The organism is Amycolatopsis thermalba (genome assembly GCF_003385215.1).
Lineage (GTDB): Bacteria > Actinomycetota > Actinomycetes > Mycobacteriales > Pseudonocardiaceae > Amycolatopsis_E > Amycolatopsis_E thermalba.
Genome location: NZ_PQHW01000137.1, coordinates 1 through 16100 on the forward strand (window position 1 = coordinate 1; position 16100 = coordinate 16100).

Sequence of the window (16100 nt, forward strand, 5' to 3'; positions counted from 1 at the left end):
GGCCGCAGCCGATGCCGGGCGGCGGGTACGGAGTGCCCGGGACTGGTGGGACAGCGCCGCACGGGTGGACGCAGCCGGCGGGTGCGAGCGGGCCTCCGCAGGCGTGGGGGCAGCAGGGGGCTGGTGGACCCGCAGCTCAGCCCTGGCATCAACCAGGCGAGACGAGCGGGCCAGTGCCGCAGGGAGCCGGCGGGCCCGCGCCGCAGCCGTGGCAGCAACCAGGCGAGACGAGCGGGCCGGTACCGCAGGCCTGGGGCCAGCAGGGGGTCGGCGGGCCCGCACCGCAGCCCGGGCCCCAAGCAGGCGAGACGAGCGGGCCGATGCCGCAGGCCTGGGGCCAGCAGCCGGGGCCGATGCCGCAGGCGTGGGGGCAGCAAGGCGCCTCCTCGGGCCCGGTGAGCGGCCCCACCGCCGCACCGTGGAGCCACCCGGGCAACCCGAACCCCACCAGCGGGCCGGTGCCCCAACCCTGGAACCAGCAACCCGGCCCGGGCGGCGCCGGGTCCGTCGCGGGTCCGCCGAGCGGGCCAGTGCCGCAGGCGTGGGGGCAGCAAGGGGCCAGCGGGTCCCAGCCCCAGCAGGGTGGGCAGTGGCAGCCCGGCGAAGCAGCCCAGCCCTACCCCACCCCAGGCCCGAACCACTCCGCCCACAACCCGGCCAGCGGGTCCCAGCCCCAGCAGGGTGGGCAGTGGCAGCCGAGCTATGGGGGGTTTGGTGCGTTCGCTCCGGAGAAGCCCAGGCGCTCCACCAAGCCGCTCCTGATCGGGCTCGCCGTGGTTGTTCTGCTCGGTGCCGGTGGGGCCGGCGCCTGGCTGCTCGGCGCGTTCCAGGGAGACACCCTCGACCAGACCGCCGTCCAGGACGGGGTCCTCAAGATCCTCCGCGAGGACTTCGGCGAGGGCGATGTCCGAGACGCCCAGTGCCCCGAGGACCAGCCCGTCCGCACGGGAACCACGTTCGAATGCACCGTCACCGTTGCCGGGCAACCGAAAAAGGTGACCGTCCGCGTACTCAACGACCAGGCCCAGTACGAAGTCGGAATGCCGCGCTGACGAACGCAAAAGGCCCCGGCTCAACCAGCCGGGGCCCTTTCGGGAAATGATCAGCCGCCGAACATCTTGGTGATGCCGGTGTCGGTCGCCTGGTAGCCGTCGGCGATCTGCGGCAGCGCGGTGGCGATCCGGGCGAGGAGGGCCTTCATGTCCTCCAGCGCGCGGTTCCACTCCTCCTGCCGGTCGTGCCACGCCTGCTGCGCGTCACCGGTCCAGGAGTTGGTCAGCGGAGCGAGATCCGACTTCAGCTGCGTGAACAGGTTCTCCAGCTCGCCACCGGTCTTGTTGCAGTCCGTGGCTGCCTGGTGGATCGTGGCGTAATCGACCTTCATCGGGCCCGACATGATTGTCCTCTCTGGTCTGGGAAGTCAGGTGGAGAAACGGCGCTCGGGCCGCGGTCACAGGCCTTCGAGAGCGGCCTGGAGCGAGCTCAGCTGCTGGTTGACTTCCTGGTCCTGCACCTCGTACTGGACACCGGAGGACTTCAGCATCTCGCCGATGTGCTCGAGCGCGTCGTTCAGCTTCGCCGACTTCTGCGCGAACGCGTCCATGACCTCCTGGAACACCTTGGCCGCGGGGCCGGTCCAGCCCGCCTGCGTGGCCGCGATGTTGTTGGCCAGCTGCATCAGGTTCTGGTCCATCGCCAGCTTGGCCTCGGACACCTTCAGGTGCGCGGCCGCAAATTCTGCCGGATCCCCTTCAAAGCCGCCTGCCATGAGGAACTACCCCCTTCGTCGTGGTGTCGTCCGTAACGATCCCAACCGCCTTACGGACCTACGACGACGACCTTGCCATGGGCGGTTCCGCCTTGTCCCGCACTTCCCCGAAGTAGTTGCGAGAGTGAATGCCGCGCTCACCCGGACGAGTGGGCGAGCGATTTCACGCGCTGATGTTCAGCGTCTTGATCACCTGGGTGCAGGCGCCGTCGACCCGCTGGCGCGCGTTCTCGTTCGCATACACGCATCCGACGTTCACCTGGACCTTGCCCTGCGCGAAGGCGTACCAGTCGATCGACGCGTTCTGTCCGGGCAGCACCTGGTGGTAGAAGATGACGTTCCGGCCGGCGTACGTCGCGTCCGGATCGAACCCGGAGTACTGCGACGGTGCGGCCATGATCTGCGACCGCAACTCCCCCACCAGCCGGTCGGGATCCGCCGACGCGTCGTAGGACAACGGGTGCTCCTGCACCGACACCGAGTCGAACTGCTGCTGCGCGTCGTCCGGCTTGATCAGCGTCTCCCGCAGATCGGGATCGCCACCGGTCTGCGTCCAGTCCTGCGGCGCGGTGAACTGGTAGTGGTACTGCGCGACGACCTTCCCGGGCGGCTGCTCGGGCTCCCCGTCGGCGTTCAGCGCCAGCAGCAGCCCGGCGACCGCGGCCGCGTCGTCGACCACCGCACCGCCGATGATCCACGGCAGCTTCGGCTTCACGCGGGCCGGCGGCGCGGGATCCCGCGCGGTGGCGAGCTGGGCCCCGAACCGTGCGGGGCCGGGCTGTGGCGCGCGGGGCGCGGCGGGCCCGGCGGCGGACGGCGCACCCCGTGCGGCGCCTGCCGCGGCACGGCGGGGCCGCTGAACCCGCCGGGCGGGGTGGGTGGCCGGGGCGAGAACCCGGGCCGCGGCACGTTGGGGTTGCGCACGACCTCCGTGCGCTGGTCGGCGAGCTGCCGGGCCGGCACCCGCGGCGGCGGCGCGGACGGCGCCTTCTGCACGGCGAGCAGCGCGCCGCGGGCCACGACCGTCTCCGGCTGGTCCAAAGTGGTCGGCACGACCCCGGTCCGCTCGTGCACCAGCCGCGAGATCATCGGGATCCGGCTGGACCCGCCGACCAGGAAGATCGCGCTGAGCTGCTTCGGCCGCAGCTCGGCCTCCTCGATCGCGGCGCAGGTCAGCTCGACCGCGCGGCCGAGCGGCGCGGCGACGAGACGCTCCAGGTCCTCCCGGGTGACGTGCGCGTCGGCGAACGGCGGCGGCATCGGGACGTCGGTGTAGGCGTGGCGGGACAGCGTTTCCTTCGCGCCACGGACGTCCTGCCGCAACACCCGGCGGCGGCGCCGGTCGGCCAGTTCGCGGCCCTCGACGAGCTGGCGCCACGCCTCCGGATCGGCCGACGACACCAGACCGCCGACGTGCTCCAGCAGCAGCTGGTCGACGTCGGCGCCGCCGAAGCTCGGGTCGCCACGGGTGGCGAGCACCTGGAACCCGCCGCGGTGCCCGGGAACGCGGCTCACCACGCTCACGTCGACCGTGCCGCCGCCGAGGTCGAGCACGGCCAGCGTCGCGCCGGGGCGGTTGCTGATCTCGACGGTGCGGTCGGAGTTGATCTCCTCGGGCGCGAAAGTGGCGGCGTGGAACACCGCGGCCGCGACCGGTTCCGGCACGAGCGTGACCTCGCGGGCCAGACCACCGGCGGCCTGGCGCAGCAGCCGGGTGCGGACCGCGCCCCAGTCGGCCGGGTGGGTCAGCACGAGCAGGTCGACCTCGGCGTTGCCGGCGAGCCGGCGGGCCTCGGTGACGGCGCGGTCGAGCACCGCGCACACGACGTCGGTGACCCGCAGGACGCGGTCGCCGAGCAGCAGCTCGCCCTCGTCGATGCGGCGCTTCGGGTTCGGCTCGTAGCGCGACGGGTCCATCGCCGCCTGCCGGTCGGCCTCCTGCCCGACGAACAGGGTGCCGTCGGCCGCGGCGTACACGGCCGAGGACATCAGCGGCTGCCCGTCGACGACGACCACCTGGGGCGGCCGGCCGTTCAACGCGGCCACCACGCAGGTGCTCGACGTCCCGAAGTCCACGGCGACACGCAGGGTCACGAGGCGCCCCCGTGGCGCCCGAGTCCGAACGGTCCGGAAAGGACGGTCCCGATCAGTCCGGCTGGATCCACGACACCTGCATCAGCTGCTTGCCGACCTTGCGGCTCACCAGCACACCACGGCCCGGCGGCATCGGACCCGGCTTGACGTTGCCCAGCAGCTGGCCCTCGTCCTTGCTGCCGTTCATCACGATGCCCGGCGCCGCGATCTCCTTCAGCTTGCCGATGATCGGGTCGTAGGCCGCCCGCGACGCACCACCCGTGCGCCGCACCACGACCATGTGCAGGCCGACGTCCTTGGCCTGGGCCAGGAACTCCGACAGCGGCTTGAGCGGGTTGGACGTCTGGGTGGCCACCAGGTCGTAGTCGTCGACCACGATGAACAGCTCCGGGCCCTTCCACCAGGACCGGTTGCGCAGCTGCTCCTGCGTGACGTCCGGCCCGGGCAGCCGCCGGGTCATCGACCCGACGATGTCCTTGACCATGCCGTCCAGCTGGTTGGCCGACACCGCGTAGCCGAGCAGGTGGTTGCCCTCGACGAACCCGAGCATCGTGCGCCGGTAGTCGACCAGCACGATGACCGCTTCCTTGGCCGTGTACCGCTCGGTGATCCCGCGCGTGATCTGCCGCAGCAGGTTCGTCTTGCCGGACTCGCCGTCGGCGAAGGCGATGAAGTGCGGGTCGGCGTCGAAGTCCAGGTAGACCGGCGCCAGCTCGTCCTCGTTGATGCCGATCGGGATGAGCTTGGTGTGCCGCTGCTTGTCCATCGACAGCACGTCCTCGTAGGACACCATCTCCGGCAGCAGCCGCACCTGCGGCGCCGGGCGGCCCGGCCACGCGGCCTTGATCTTGGCGACCGCGTCCGCCACACCCGCGCCGATCGTCTCCGGGTCGCTGGACCCGTCGATCCGCGGCAGGCCGATCAGCATGTGCAGCCGGTCGCGGGTCAGACCGCGGCCGGGGCGGCCCTCGGGCACGTTCACCGCGACCCGGCGGTCGATGTCCGACTCGCTCGGGTCACCGAGCCGCAGCTCGAAGCGCGTGCCCAGCATGTCCTTGATCGCCGGGCGGATGTCGGCCCACCGGTTCGCCGAGATGATCACGTGCACCCCGTAGGCCAGACCGCGCTGGGCCAGGGCGGTGATCTGCGGCTCCAGCTCCTCGAAGTCGTCGCGCAGAGCGCGCCAGCCGTCGACGACCAGGAACGCGTCGCCCCACGGGTCCTGCTCCGGGGTGATTTCGCCGCGCCGCTTCCGGTTGCGGAAGTCGGCCATCGAGTCGATGCCCAGCTGCCCGAACAGGCCTTCCCGCGCGTTGGCGAGCGCGTTCAGCTCGGCCACGATGCGGCGGGCCTTGTCCGGCTCGCGCCGGGCCACCGCGACACCACCGACGTGCGGCAGGTCGGACAGGCCGGCGAGCGTGCCACCACCGAGGTCGATGCAGTAGAACTGCGCCTCCTCCGGGGTGTTGGCCAGCGACAGCGACATGATCAGCGTGCGCAGCAGGTTCGACTTGCCCGACTGCGGGCCGCCGACGATCACACCGTGACCGGCCGCACCGGAGAAGTCCGCCCACAGCGGGTCGCGCCGCTGCTCGAACGGCCGGTCGACGATGCCGATCGGGACCTGCAGCTTGCCGTTGCCGAAGAAGCCCACCGGCGACAGACCGCGGTCGTCGGTCGGGTTCAGGTTCGGCAGCAGCGTGTCCAGCGAGTTCGACTCGTCCAGCGGCGGCAGCCACACCTCGTGCGCGGGCGGGCCCTGGCCGACCAGGCGGTCGACGATGACCTCCAGCTCGGTGGGCTCGGTGCCCTCCTCCTGCTGCGGCTGGGGCACGGCCTCCACGCGCACCGGCTCCGGCTCCGGCTCCGGCGGCAGCTCGACGTAGTCGGGCACGAACAACTGCGGCCGCTTGTCCGCGCGCACCACGTTGGCGACCGGCCCGGCCGCCTGCATCCCCGCCGGCCGGTACGGACCGGACACATAGGACGCCTTGAAGCGGACCATCGTGTTCGTGTCGTACTTCAGGTACCCGGAACCCGGGATCGAGGGCAGCTCGAACGCGTCCGGCACACCGATCGCGGCACGCGATTCCGCCGCGGAGAACGTCTTCAGACCGATCCGGTAGGACAGGAACGTGTCCAGACCACGCAGCTTGCCCTCCTCCAGCCGCTGCGAGGCGAGCAGCATGTGCATCTGCAGCGACCGGCCGACGCGGCCGATCTGGAGGAAGATGTCGATGAAGTCCGGCTTGGCCGACAGCATCTCGGAGAACTCGTCGATGCAGATGAACAGCGCGGGCATCGGGTCGAGGTCGGCGCCGTTCTCCCGGGCCTTCTCGTAGTCCCAGACGTTCTTGTAGTTGCCCTTCGCGAGCACTTCCTGGCGCCGCGCGACCTCACCGGCGATCGCGTCCTTCATCCGGTCGACCAGCGTCAGGTCACCGGCCAGGTTGGTGATCGTGGCGGCGACGTGCGGGGCCTTGTCCAGGCCGAGGAACGTCGCACCACCCTTGAAGTCGACCAGGATCATGTTCAGCGTCGTGCTGGAGTGCGTGGCCAGCAGCCCGAGCACCAGCGTGCGCAGGAACTCCGACTTACCGGAACCGGTCGCCCCGATGCACAGGCCGTGCGGGCCCATGCCCTCCATCGCGGCTTCCTTGATGTCCAGCTCGACGGCCTGCCCGAACTCGCCGATGCCGAACGGGACGCGGTAGCGGTCCCGCACCGGGCGCGGCCGCCACGCCTGCTGCACGTCGAACGTCATCGGGTCGCCCGGGATGCCGAGCAGTTCCAGCAGCGTGGGGTTGGACAGCAGCGGCTCGTCCTCGCTGGCCTCCTGCGCGGCGCTGCCGACGCGGTACGGCGCGAGCTTGCGCGCCAGCGCCTCGCACTCGACCACGCTCAGGGTGTCCGGCTTGCCGAACCACTCGATGCCGCCGCCGCTGCGCGCGCCGACCCGCTCCTTCTCCACCACCAGGCGCAGGCCGCGGCGCGCGGCGAGGTTGCCCAGCGAGTCGGACAGGTCGATCAGCGTGACGCCGACCAGGCCCTCCTCGAGGATGATCTGCTCCTCGCGGGTGACCTCGGCGTCGTCCAGCACGATCACGACGTGCGGCTGGTCCGGCGACGGCGTCGCGTTGCGCGAGAACCGCGGCCGGTCGCGCAGCTCCGCGTCCAGCCACTGCTCGATCTGCGCGAGCGAGCCGGCCATCATCCGCAGCTGGCCGATGCCGTCGGCCAGCTCCGGGTGCTGCACGTGCGGCAGCCACTTCGCCCACTCCCACTCGGCCTTCGCGCGGCCGGTGGTGGCGAACGCGAGCAGCACGTCGTCACAGCTGTGGAAGGTGACCAGCTGGGCCAGCATCGCCCTGGTCAGCCCGCGGGTCAGCTCCTTGTCGCCGCTCAGGCTCACCGCCGCGAAGCCGCGCAGGGTGATCTGGGTGGGCAGGTCGGGCACGATCGAGTGGGCGCGCACGAACCGGCGCAACGCCAGCGTCGCGATCGGCTCCAGCTCGTCGACCGGGCCGGTCTGCGGCGGCACCAGGCGCGTGGCCAGCCGGTGCGAGCTCCGGCCGACGCGCAGGTGCAGGAAGTCCTGGTCGTTCTGGCGGCGCTCCCACATGCGGCGGCTCGCGGCCAGCGACCACAGCGCCTGCGGATCCGGGTGCACCCACTCCAGCGACGCGCGCTGCTCGGCCATCGCCTCGCGGGCGCGCTCGCGCATCTGCCCGAGGTACCGCAGGTAGTCCTTGCGGTCCTCGTTCATCTCGGCCTTCTTGGCCCCGCCGCTCTTGCCACCGCCGGCGAACATGCCGCCCATCGACATGAGCATCATCAGCGGGAACATCAGGGTCAGCGGGCTGCGCGCGGCCGCACCGCCGGTGGTGAACATGACCACGACCATGCCGAGGGTGGCCACGATCATGACCACCGGCATCATCTTCTGGACGACGTTGCCCGGGATCGTGCGGGGCACCTCGGGTGGCGGCTCGAGGTGGACCTCACCGCCCGGTGGGCGCGGCGCAGCAAGCCTTGGTGACCTCTTGAACTGCAGCGTGCTCACCGAAGGGTCCCCTCTTCAACTCGTGTCTCGCCTGCTCCTCCAGCGCCCACACGGTAGCGAACAACGACCTCTTCCGAGGCCGAGACCGCCCAACCCGGCACCGATTGCCCGAATCCACCCCCGAGGCGGAGCCAGGTGCAGTAATACTAGGACCGCCCACCGACAGTCCGGAACGATCCGCGGGCGCACGTTGGGCAGGAATTCACGGGCAGCGGCTGCCGCGGACACGGTCGTTCGGTATAAGTAGCCCGCAGCATTCTCTCGGGTAGGGGGCAGGCAAGTGGCAACGGGCACGACGGTATTCAGCAGGGTGACGGTGGTCGCGCCCCGCACCAGGATCGACGTGGCGCTGCCCGCCGACGTCGCGGTCGCCGACCTGATGCCGATGCTGCTGGACATGGCCCGGGAGAAGTCGCCGGACGGCGGCGCCCGCCACGGCGGCTGGGCACTGGCCAAGCTGGGCGACGCGCCGCTGGACCCGAGCCGCACGCTCGCCTCGCTCGGCATCGTCGACGGTGACCTGCTCCAGCTGCGCAAGCGCAACGACAACCCGCCGCCGCCGCTGTACGACGACGTGGTCGACGCGATCGCCGACGCCCAGCCGGACACGTTCCGGCCGTGGACCACGGAAACCGCGCGCCGCATCGGGCACATCGCGGGCGGCCTGGCCCTGTTCACCGCGGCGCTGGCCCTGTTCTTCGGCGGCCCGCTGTTCGGCGGCAACGGCCTCGCCGCCGCGCTCACCGCGGGTGTCGCGGCGATCGCGTGCCTCGCGGTCGGCGCGACCCTGGCCAAGGCCTACCAGGCCGAGGCGACCGGCGTGGTGATCGCCGCCGCGGGTGGCCTGCCGTTCGCCTTCGTGGCCGGCTTCTACGCCGTGCCCGGGCTGACCGTGCGCGCCAACCTGCTGCTGGCCAGCGGGCTGGTGGTGATCCTGGCCGCGGTCGCCATCATGATCATGGGCGCGGGCATCACGACGTTCATCGCCGCCGCCACGGCCGGGGTCATCGGGGTGATCGCGTTCACCGTCGCGACCCTGATCGCGCACCCCGCGCCCGGCATCGCCGCGGGCACCGCGGCCGGCGCGCTCGCGCTGATCTCGCTGCTGCCGCGCGCGACGATCTGGCTGGCCAAGCTGCCGCTGCCGCACGTGCCGGGCACCGCGGAGGAGCTCAAAGAGGACACCACGTTCCCGGACTACACCGAGATCGAGCGCCGCACGGCCGTCGCCCACAACTACATGACCGGTCTGCTGATCGGCTGCGGCAGCGCGACCGCGATCGCCGCGATCATCACCGCGACCGCGCCCGGGGTGTGGGGCATCCTCACCGCGGCCGTCGCGACGATGGTCCTGCTGCTGCGCGCCCGCTCCTACGCCAACGGCAGCCAGGCCGTCGCGCTGCTGACCACCGGGATCGTCTCCGGCGCCGGCATCCTGATCGGCTGGCTGGGCACGCAGACCCCGATGGGCCGTCTGCTGTGGGTGTTCGGAGTGCTGGTGATCATCGGCGCCGGTTCGCTGGTGGTCGGCGTGGTGTTCCCGAACCAGCGGTTCTCGCCGCCGCTGCGCCGCACCGTGGAGATCTTCGAGGCGATCTGCATCGCCACCGTGCTGCCGCTCGCACTGGCGGTCATGGACCTCTACGCCACGCTGCGCCACATCTCGTTCGGCTGAGCATGACTCGAGGGGGAACTCGCGTGCGGAGACTCGGTGTGCCCGGCCGGACGGCGACCGTCCTGCTGGCGGCGTCGATCGGCGTGCTGGCGACCGGCACGGCCCAGGCCCAGACGGGCGGCACCGGCTCCGGCGGGTACTGGGCGGTGCCGCCGCCGTTCGAGGCCAGGTACCTGCCGAGCGACAACGGCGGCCGCAACAGCTTCGACTACCAGCAGAAGAACGCCTGCGTGACGCGCGACCTCGGGCAGAAGGAGGTCGTGCTGCGCGAGAAGCCGTGGGGCCAGCAGTACCTCCAGATCGAGGAGGCCCAGCAGCTCGCGCGTGCCAAGACGGGTTCGGCGGGCGGCGGGATCCGGGTCGCGGTGATCGACACCGGGGTCACGCAGCACCCGTACCTGCCGCGCCTGGAGGGCGGCGGCGACTACGTCTCGGCCGGCGACAACGGCCTGAACGACTGCGACGGTCACGGCACCGAGGTGGCCGGGATCATCGCGGCGCGGACCCCGCAGGACCAGATCGGGTTCACCGGTGTCGCGCCCGATTCGACGATCGTGTCGATCCGGCAGTCCAGCCAGAACTACGCCAAGCCGGACTCCGCGGGCGGCACCAGCGGGCAGCAGACCGGCGGCCGCCAGCAGAACGACGCCAACGGCGCGGGCACCACGCTGTCGCTCGCGCAGGCGATCGTGCGCGCGGCGAACCTGAACGTCGACGTGATCAACATGTCGGTGGACAACTGCCGCCCCGCGGACGGTTCGATCACCGACGGCGAGCGGGCGATCCAGGCGGCGGTGCGGTACGCGGTGGACCGGAACGTCGTGGTCGTGGCCGCGGCCGGCAACACGTCGGAGACGTGCCCGCAGAACGACCAGCCCGACCCGAACCGGCCGCGGTCGATCGTGACGCCCCCGTGGTTCGCCGACGACGTGCTGTCGGTGGCGGCGATCGACGAGACCGGCGGGGTGGCGCCGTTCAGCGTGCACGGGCCGTGGGTGAGCGTGGCCGCGCCGGGCACCAACATCATCTCGCTGGACCCGTCGAAGGGCTCGTCGCAGCTGGCGAACCAGACGATCGAGAACGACAAGGCGACGCCGATCCAGGGCACGAGCTTCGCGGCGCCGTACGTGGCCGGGGTCGCCGCGCTGGTGGCCGCGCAGTACCCGCACCTCAACGCGCGGCAGATCATGAACCGGATCCGGGTGACCGCGCAGCACCCGGGCGCGCAGGGCGGGCGGGACAACTTCACCGGCTACGGGGTGGTGAACCCGGTGGCGGCGCTGACCGCGATCGTGCCGTCGGAGGAGGGCCTGGCGGCGGAGTCGGGACGGCAGCTGCCGTCCGGCTTGCCGGACGCGTCCCCGAAGAACTGGACACCGATGATCGTGGCGCTGGCCGGCACCGGCGGCGGCCTCGTGGTGCTGCTCGTGGTGATGTTCGTGATGCGCACGCTCCGCCACACCCGCAAGGCGAGCTAGCCGGGGCCGTAAAACCCAACGAAGCTGGGTGGTCATCCCGTCGCCTGACACGTGACGATCACCTTGAGCCAGGGCCGCAACCTCCGCTGGGGCGTGAGTTGACATGCCAACCTTGCGGCCCTGGCTCAAGGTGATATGCACAAACCGGAAGGCGACGGGATGACCACCCAGCGACCACCTGCCCGAGGTGAGCCGACAACGGTCCCCCGTCATCCCGGAGCCTGCCCGTCCGGCGAGGACATCTCTTGATCTTTAGAGGTGACGTTAGGCAGGCGAAGAGCCCGCCCTACGGGCGGGCAACGCCCTTCGGGCGGAAAGCGCCTCACGGCGCCGAACGGTCACCTTACGACCACCCCCGCCCCCGATGCCTGATTGTGTTTCAGTCGCCGATCAGGCGTGTCAAGGCGGGAAAGAGTACCTTGACACGCCTGATCGGCGACCAAAGACCGGCTGTGGATCGGGGGCGGGGGAGGTCTGGTTGGGGTAGTCGGTGCTGTTGCGTTGCCGGGCGGCGGTCTCGAAAAGAAGACGGCCCCTCGCTTTCGCGAGGGGCCGCCGTCCTAAGTGGACCTGCTAGTTTCCGGATGCGCCCGTGCCGCCGGCGGCCTGTTGCTGCTGACTCGGGAAGCTGCCCGCGTTCGGGGAGACCGGCACCGAGTCGTAGCTCCGCTGCGCGTCCTGCACGTTCAGCGACGCTCCGGTCGGCAGCAGGCGCACGATGGCGTCCGGGGCCGGCCTCGGGTCGCTCAGGCCCAGCGCGTTCGCCGTGTTCGCGTCCGGTACCCCGTACCGCAGGCCCCGGTCGGTCACCAGCGAGATGGGGCCCGTCTTGAACGACTGCTTCGACGTCGCCGACCGGATGACCGCTCCGCGGCCCGGAGGCATGTAGAAGTTGTCGATCTTCAGGCCGTCCGGGCTCGGCTGGCCGATCTGGATCAGCTTCGCGTCGGCGGGGATCGGGAGCTGCGTGCCGACGTAGACGGCCGTGTGCTGGTCCTCCGTCGTCGGGTCGCCGGGGTTCACCACGTTCCAGCCCAGGCACGTCACCGGCGTCTGCGTCGGGTCCAGGACCGTCGGCAGTTTGGCCGGCATGGTGTCCACCTTGAGCGCGTCCGCGTCACCGGACTGGATCTGGCGGATGCTGCTGATCACGTCCGGCCGCACCTCCTGCGGGCGCGGCGCGGCGTTGGAGTCGGACGAGAACCGGATCAGGTCGGCGACCGCCGGGGACACCCGCTGGATGCCGTTCTGCAGGATGACGTAGTTCACATTGGTGCCGTCCGCGAACGGCACCGCGAACACGTCACCCACCGAGAGGCTGAAGTTCTGCAGCGCGGAGAACTGCGACGCGTTGCCCTGCCCGGGAATCGACGGCGGGGTGAAGGGCGTCACCTGCGGGATGGCGTTCAGCAGGCCGATCGAGATGCGCCGCGCGTTCTGCGGGTTCAGGCCGAGTGCCGTGTAGACACCGGCGCGCGACGGGTCGAGTTCGGCGCGCACCGTGTTCGCGTTCGGCTGGTTCGGGTTCCGCTCCAGGCGGTAGATGAGGTACGGCTTGCCGTTCTCGCCCACGGCCAGCACGGCCTCGCTGTCGCCGAGCTCACGCCCCGGGCTGGACACGCCGGCGAGCACCGTCGTCGCGTTCGTGGCCTGCTGCACGGCGACCTGGTCGGGCAGGTCGTCCCGGATGGTCAGCTGGTCGCACACCGCCCAGTCGTCGGAAACCCGCTGCGACGTGGTCGGCAGCAGCTGCGGACCGTCCACAATGCCCGTCAGCCGTCCGCGCGGGATGTCCTTGAGCTGGTCGTCCGGCACCACCGACGGCTCCACCGCCGCCGTCGCGGCACCGCCGTTCTGCCCCGACTGCGCCATCAGCAGCAGCCGCGCCGAGGCCAGGTTGAAGGTCGGGACCAGCTGCTTCGGGTTGCCGGTGACCACGTAGATCGCGCCGGACTCCTTGCCGATCACGATGTTGCCCGAGTCCGGCACGGCGGGCTTCGGGCTGATCAACCCGAAGATCACGAAGCCGACGACACCGAGCAGCGCCAGGATGAACCCCACGATGGTCGCTCTGCCGTGGGTCCGCATGGGGTCGTGGAGCATGACCGAGTCACGCCGGACCAGCGCGGACTGCATGCGGCGCAGCACGAACTGGTAAGCGTGAACTTGCGATTTCGTTGTCGGTGTTGACGGCATTCTCGACCTACTGCTCCCCGAGTCGCGGTACGGTTCCGCAGGATAGCGGTACGGGAACTCCGCCGGTGTGGGTTTCTCCCAACTCCGGTTAGGGTCGGGTTCCCGGCCGACCGGCTTGCCGGGATCGCTGTAGGTACGAGGGGAAGAACGAGCGGATGTCCGTCACCACTCCGCCACGTCCGGGTGGGCCTCCGGGTTCGCCGCCGCCGAGGGGCCGCCCGCCGGGTCCGCCACCGCGCGGCGGTGTGCCGGGCGGGCCGGGAGGACCCGCCGGACCGCGCGGCCCACAAGGCCCCGGAGGCCCGGGCGGACCGGGTGGTCCCGGTGGTCCCGGTGGCCGCGGCCCTGGTGGACCGGGTGGCCCAGGCGGTCCGGGCGGACCAGGCGGTCCGGGTGGACCGCCGCCCGCGCAGCCGCCCGCCGAACGTCCGGCGCCGGTCGCTCCCCCGGCCCGCCGCCGCGTGCTGAACACCCGGCTCGGTCCCGTCCCGGTGATCAACCTCGTGGTGCTGGAGATCGGCCTGGCGATCGGGCTGATCCTCATCGCGATCAACGAGTCGCTGCTCTACGTCGGCATCGGCGTGCTCGCCGCCGCCCTGATCATCGCGATCCTGCGCTGGCGCGGTCAGTGGTTCACCCAATGGGTTGGACTTACGCTGCGCTACTCGTTCCGGAACCACGACCGGGTGTCGACGCCGCCGAAGCCCGACGCCCAGGCCATCGTGACCGACGACGTGTCCGTTACCGGCCCCGAGGACGTGCGCGTCAGCCTGCTGCGGCTCGTCGTGCCGGACCTCGTGGTCGCCCACGGCAAGGACCACGAGCTGCAGGAGGTCGGGCTCGCCTGGCACGACGGCACATGGACCGCGGTCCTGCTCGTCGAGCCCGCGCCGGCCCTGATCACGCAGGCCGGCGGCGCGCCCAGCCTGCCGCTGTCGGCGCTGGCGCCGTGCCTGGAGGACCGCGGTGTGGTCCTGGACTCCATCCAGATGATCTGGCACTGCTACCCGGGCAGCGCGGCGCTGCCCGCGGACTCGCCCGCGCTGACGTCCTACCTGGAGGTCCTCGGGCCGCTGCCGGCCGCCGCGCGGCGCACCACGTGGGTCGCCATCCGGCTGGACCCGCGGCGCTGCCCGACCGCGATCCGGGAACGCGGTGGCGGCGTGGTCGGCGCGCACCGCGCCCTGATCGGCGCGCTGTCCCGCGTGCGCAACGCCCTGGAGTCGCAGGGCGTGCCGACGCGCCCGCTCAGCCCGGACGAGCTGCTGCGGGCCGGGATCTCGGCCGCGGAGCTGACCGCGGCGGTCGCCGGCGGCTCGAAGGTGAGCATGAAGGAGAACTGGACCAGCGCGACCGCGGCCGGCATCGGGCACGCCAGCTACGCGATCACCAGCTGGCCCAAGGGCAAGATCACCACCACGCTGAACGCCCTGACCAGTGTCCGCACGCTGTCCTCGACCGTGGCGATGTCCATCTCGCCCGCCGACGACGAGGGCAAGGTCGGTCTGCGCGGGGTGGTGCGGCTCAGCGCCCGCAACCCGCGCGAGCTGGACACCGCCGACGAGCGGCTCAACTCGCTCGCCGAGCGCGTCGGTGTGTCGCTGACCCCGCTGCGCGGCCTGCAGATCGACGGGCTCGCCGCGACCATGCCGATGGGAGGCACCGCATGAGCCTGCGGCTTCGGGACCCGGGCCGGAACACGGGTGTGGCGCCCGAGTTCGTCGTCGACCCGGTGCTGCTGGACGCGGTCAGCCCGTCCGGTGACCGCGGCGGGATCGTGGTCGGCTCGGGGCTGAAGGGCGAGCCGCTGACGATCTCCGCGCTGCGTGCCGCGCCCACTCGGATCGTGCTGGTGGGTGGTCTGTACCTGGCGCGGCAGGTGGCGCTGCGGGCGATGGCCGTCGGCGCGTGGGTGACCATCGCGACCGGGCGGCCGGCGGCGTGGCAGGTGCTGCCGAAGGCGGCCGGGAACCAGCCGAACGGGCGACCGTCGCCGCTGGTGACCATCCGCCGGCTCTCGCCGGTCGAGCTGCCGCGCCCGTCGGAGGACGCACCGCTGCTCGTGGTCACCGACGGCGGGCCGACGCCGCAGGACCTGTTCCCGCCGCGATCGCCCTGGCACACGACGGTCTACGTGCTGCCGTACCTGCACCCCCAGGCAACGACGATCGCGAACGCCGCGGATGTGGTGCTGATGCAGCGCCTGCCCGTCGGACAGGCCGAGCTGGCCGCCCGGATCTGGCGGTTGCCACCCCAGATGATGCGGCAGCTGACCACGCTGAAGGACGACCAGGTGGTGGCGCTGGGCCAGAACCTGTGGCGGCCACTCCGGCTGGTCACCACACCGAAGGAGCAGGCACTACTGGGCCCAGTCAGGCGCGGCGACTGACGGCGCGCCAGCGCCGTGCTTTGAACACAACCCGAGCTGGGTGGTCATCCCGTCGCCTGACACCGGAACGATCACCTTGAGCCAGGGCCGCAACCCAGGCCGCCAGCGCGAGATGACATGCCAACCTTGCGGCCCTGGCTCAAGGTGATATGCACAAACCGCAGGCGACGGGATGACCACCCAGCGACCACCTGCCCGAGGTGAGGTGCCTGCATTCCCCCGTCATCCCGGAGCCTGCCCGTCCGGCGAGGACATCTTTTGATCTTTAGAGGTGACGTTGGGCAGGCGGGGAGTCCGCCCTGCGGGCGGGAAGCGCCTCACGGCGCCGAACGGTCACCTTCCGACCACCCCCGCCCCCGATGCCTGATTGTGTTTCAGTCGCCGAGCAGGCGTGTCAAGGCGGGAAAGAGTACCTTGACACGCCTGATCGGCGACCA

At 71.4% G+C, this 16100-nt stretch carries 12 protein-coding genes; 6 read left to right on the forward strand and 6 right to left on the reverse strand.

The window, feature by feature from the left end:
• The first annotated feature begins 773 nt into the window (after positions 1-773).
• Positions 774-1052, forward strand: coding sequence for a DUF4333 domain-containing protein (locus D0D15_RS37405; protein WP_233157100.1), 279 nt, complete (start codon positions 774-776; stop codon positions 1050-1052).
• A gap of 50 nt (positions 1053-1102) precedes the next feature.
• Here D0D15_RS37405 and D0D15_RS32555 read toward each other — a convergent pair whose 3' ends face one another.
• From D0D15_RS32555 to eccCa, 5 genes are all read right to left on the reverse strand, one after another.
• Positions 1103-1384 (reverse strand): WXG100 family type VII secretion target, encoded by a 282-nt coding sequence (locus D0D15_RS32555; protein ID WP_094003926.1) that lies wholly within the window; start codon positions 1382-1384, stop codon positions 1103-1105.
• Between the two features lie 66 nt (positions 1385-1450).
• Entirely contained in the window at positions 1451-1768 is a 318-nt protein-coding gene (locus tag D0D15_RS32560) for a WXG100 family type VII secretion target (RefSeq protein ID WP_094003925.1), read from the reverse strand.
• 163 nt (positions 1769-1931) lie between these two features.
• On the reverse strand, positions 1932-2483 hold the full coding sequence (locus D0D15_RS37410; RefSeq protein ID WP_244215006.1) for a type VII secretion-associated protein: 552 nt from the start codon (positions 2481-2483) through the stop codon (positions 1932-1934).
• The gene (locus D0D15_RS32565; RefSeq protein WP_244215007.1) at positions 2480-3862 is read right to left on the reverse strand and encodes an Hsp70 family protein; all 1383 of its coding nucleotides are present in this window, start codon (positions 3860-3862) and stop codon (positions 2480-2482) included. Before D0D15_RS32565 ends, D0D15_RS37410 begins: the two co-directional genes overlap by 4 nt.
• A gap of 52 nt (positions 3863-3914) precedes the next feature.
• The gene (eccCa, locus tag D0D15_RS32570) at positions 3915-7925 is read right to left on the reverse strand and encodes a type VII secretion protein EccCa (protein ID WP_094003924.1); all 4011 of its coding nucleotides are present in this window, start codon (positions 7923-7925) and stop codon (positions 3915-3917) included.
• Between the two features lie 310 nt (positions 7926-8235).
• Here eccCa and eccD point away from each other — a divergent pair, with 310 nt between their 5' ends.
• Both eccD and mycP read left to right on the forward strand, forming a co-directional pair.
• Complete coding sequence (eccD, locus tag D0D15_RS32575; protein ID WP_198958134.1) at positions 8236-9600, forward strand: type VII secretion integral membrane protein EccD; 1365 nt, start codon at positions 8236-8238, stop codon at positions 9598-9600.
• A 23-nt stretch (positions 9601-9623) separates the two neighbouring features.
• Complete coding sequence (mycP, locus tag D0D15_RS32580; RefSeq protein ID WP_094003922.1) at positions 9624-11078, forward strand: type VII secretion-associated serine protease mycosin; 1455 nt, start codon at positions 9624-9626, stop codon at positions 11076-11078.
• A gap of 573 nt (positions 11079-11651) precedes the next feature.
• Here mycP and eccB read toward each other — a convergent pair.
• Positions 11652-13274 (reverse strand): type VII secretion protein EccB, encoded by a 1623-nt coding sequence (gene eccB, locus D0D15_RS32585; RefSeq protein WP_094003920.1) that lies wholly within the window; start codon positions 13272-13274, stop codon positions 11652-11654.
• Between the two features lie 243 nt (positions 13275-13517).
• Between eccB and D0D15_RS36160 the strand changes: the two genes are divergently transcribed.
• From D0D15_RS36160 to D0D15_RS32600, 3 genes are read left to right on the forward strand one after another with little or no spacing between them, the layout of a single operon-like run.
• Positions 13518-13742: a hypothetical protein gene (locus D0D15_RS36160; protein ID WP_162830711.1), complete on the forward strand. Its 225-nt coding sequence runs from the start codon at positions 13518-13520 to the stop codon at positions 13740-13742.
• A gap of 23 nt (positions 13743-13765) precedes the next feature.
• Entirely contained in the window at positions 13766-14944 is a 1179-nt protein-coding gene (gene eccE / locus D0D15_RS32595) for a type VII secretion protein EccE (RefSeq protein ID WP_094003921.1), read from the forward strand.
• On the forward strand, positions 14941-15663 hold the full coding sequence (locus D0D15_RS32600; RefSeq protein ID WP_094003918.1) for a hypothetical protein: 723 nt from the start codon (positions 14941-14943) through the stop codon (positions 15661-15663). The genes eccE and D0D15_RS32600 overlap by 4 nt, the downstream gene beginning before the upstream one ends.
• Positions 15664-16100 lie beyond the last annotated feature (437 nt).

Excerpts from the sequence above, each read along its gene's own strand:
- D0D15_RS32555 (WP_094003926.1), bottom strand. The coding sequence starts at position 1,384 with ATGAAGGTCGATTACGCCACGATCCACCAGGCAGCCACGGACTGCAAC.
- D0D15_RS32560 (WP_094003925.1), bottom strand. The coding sequence starts at position 1,768 with ATGGCAGGCGGCTTTGAAGGGGATCCGGCAGAATTTGCGGCCGCGCAC.
- eccB (WP_094003920.1), bottom strand. The coding sequence starts at position 13,274 with ATGCCGTCAACACCGACAACGAAATCGCAAGTTCACGCTTACCAGTTC.
- D0D15_RS32600 (WP_094003918.1), top strand. The coding sequence starts at position 14,941 with ATGAGCCTGCGGCTTCGGGACCCGGGCCGGAACACGGGTGTGGCGCCC.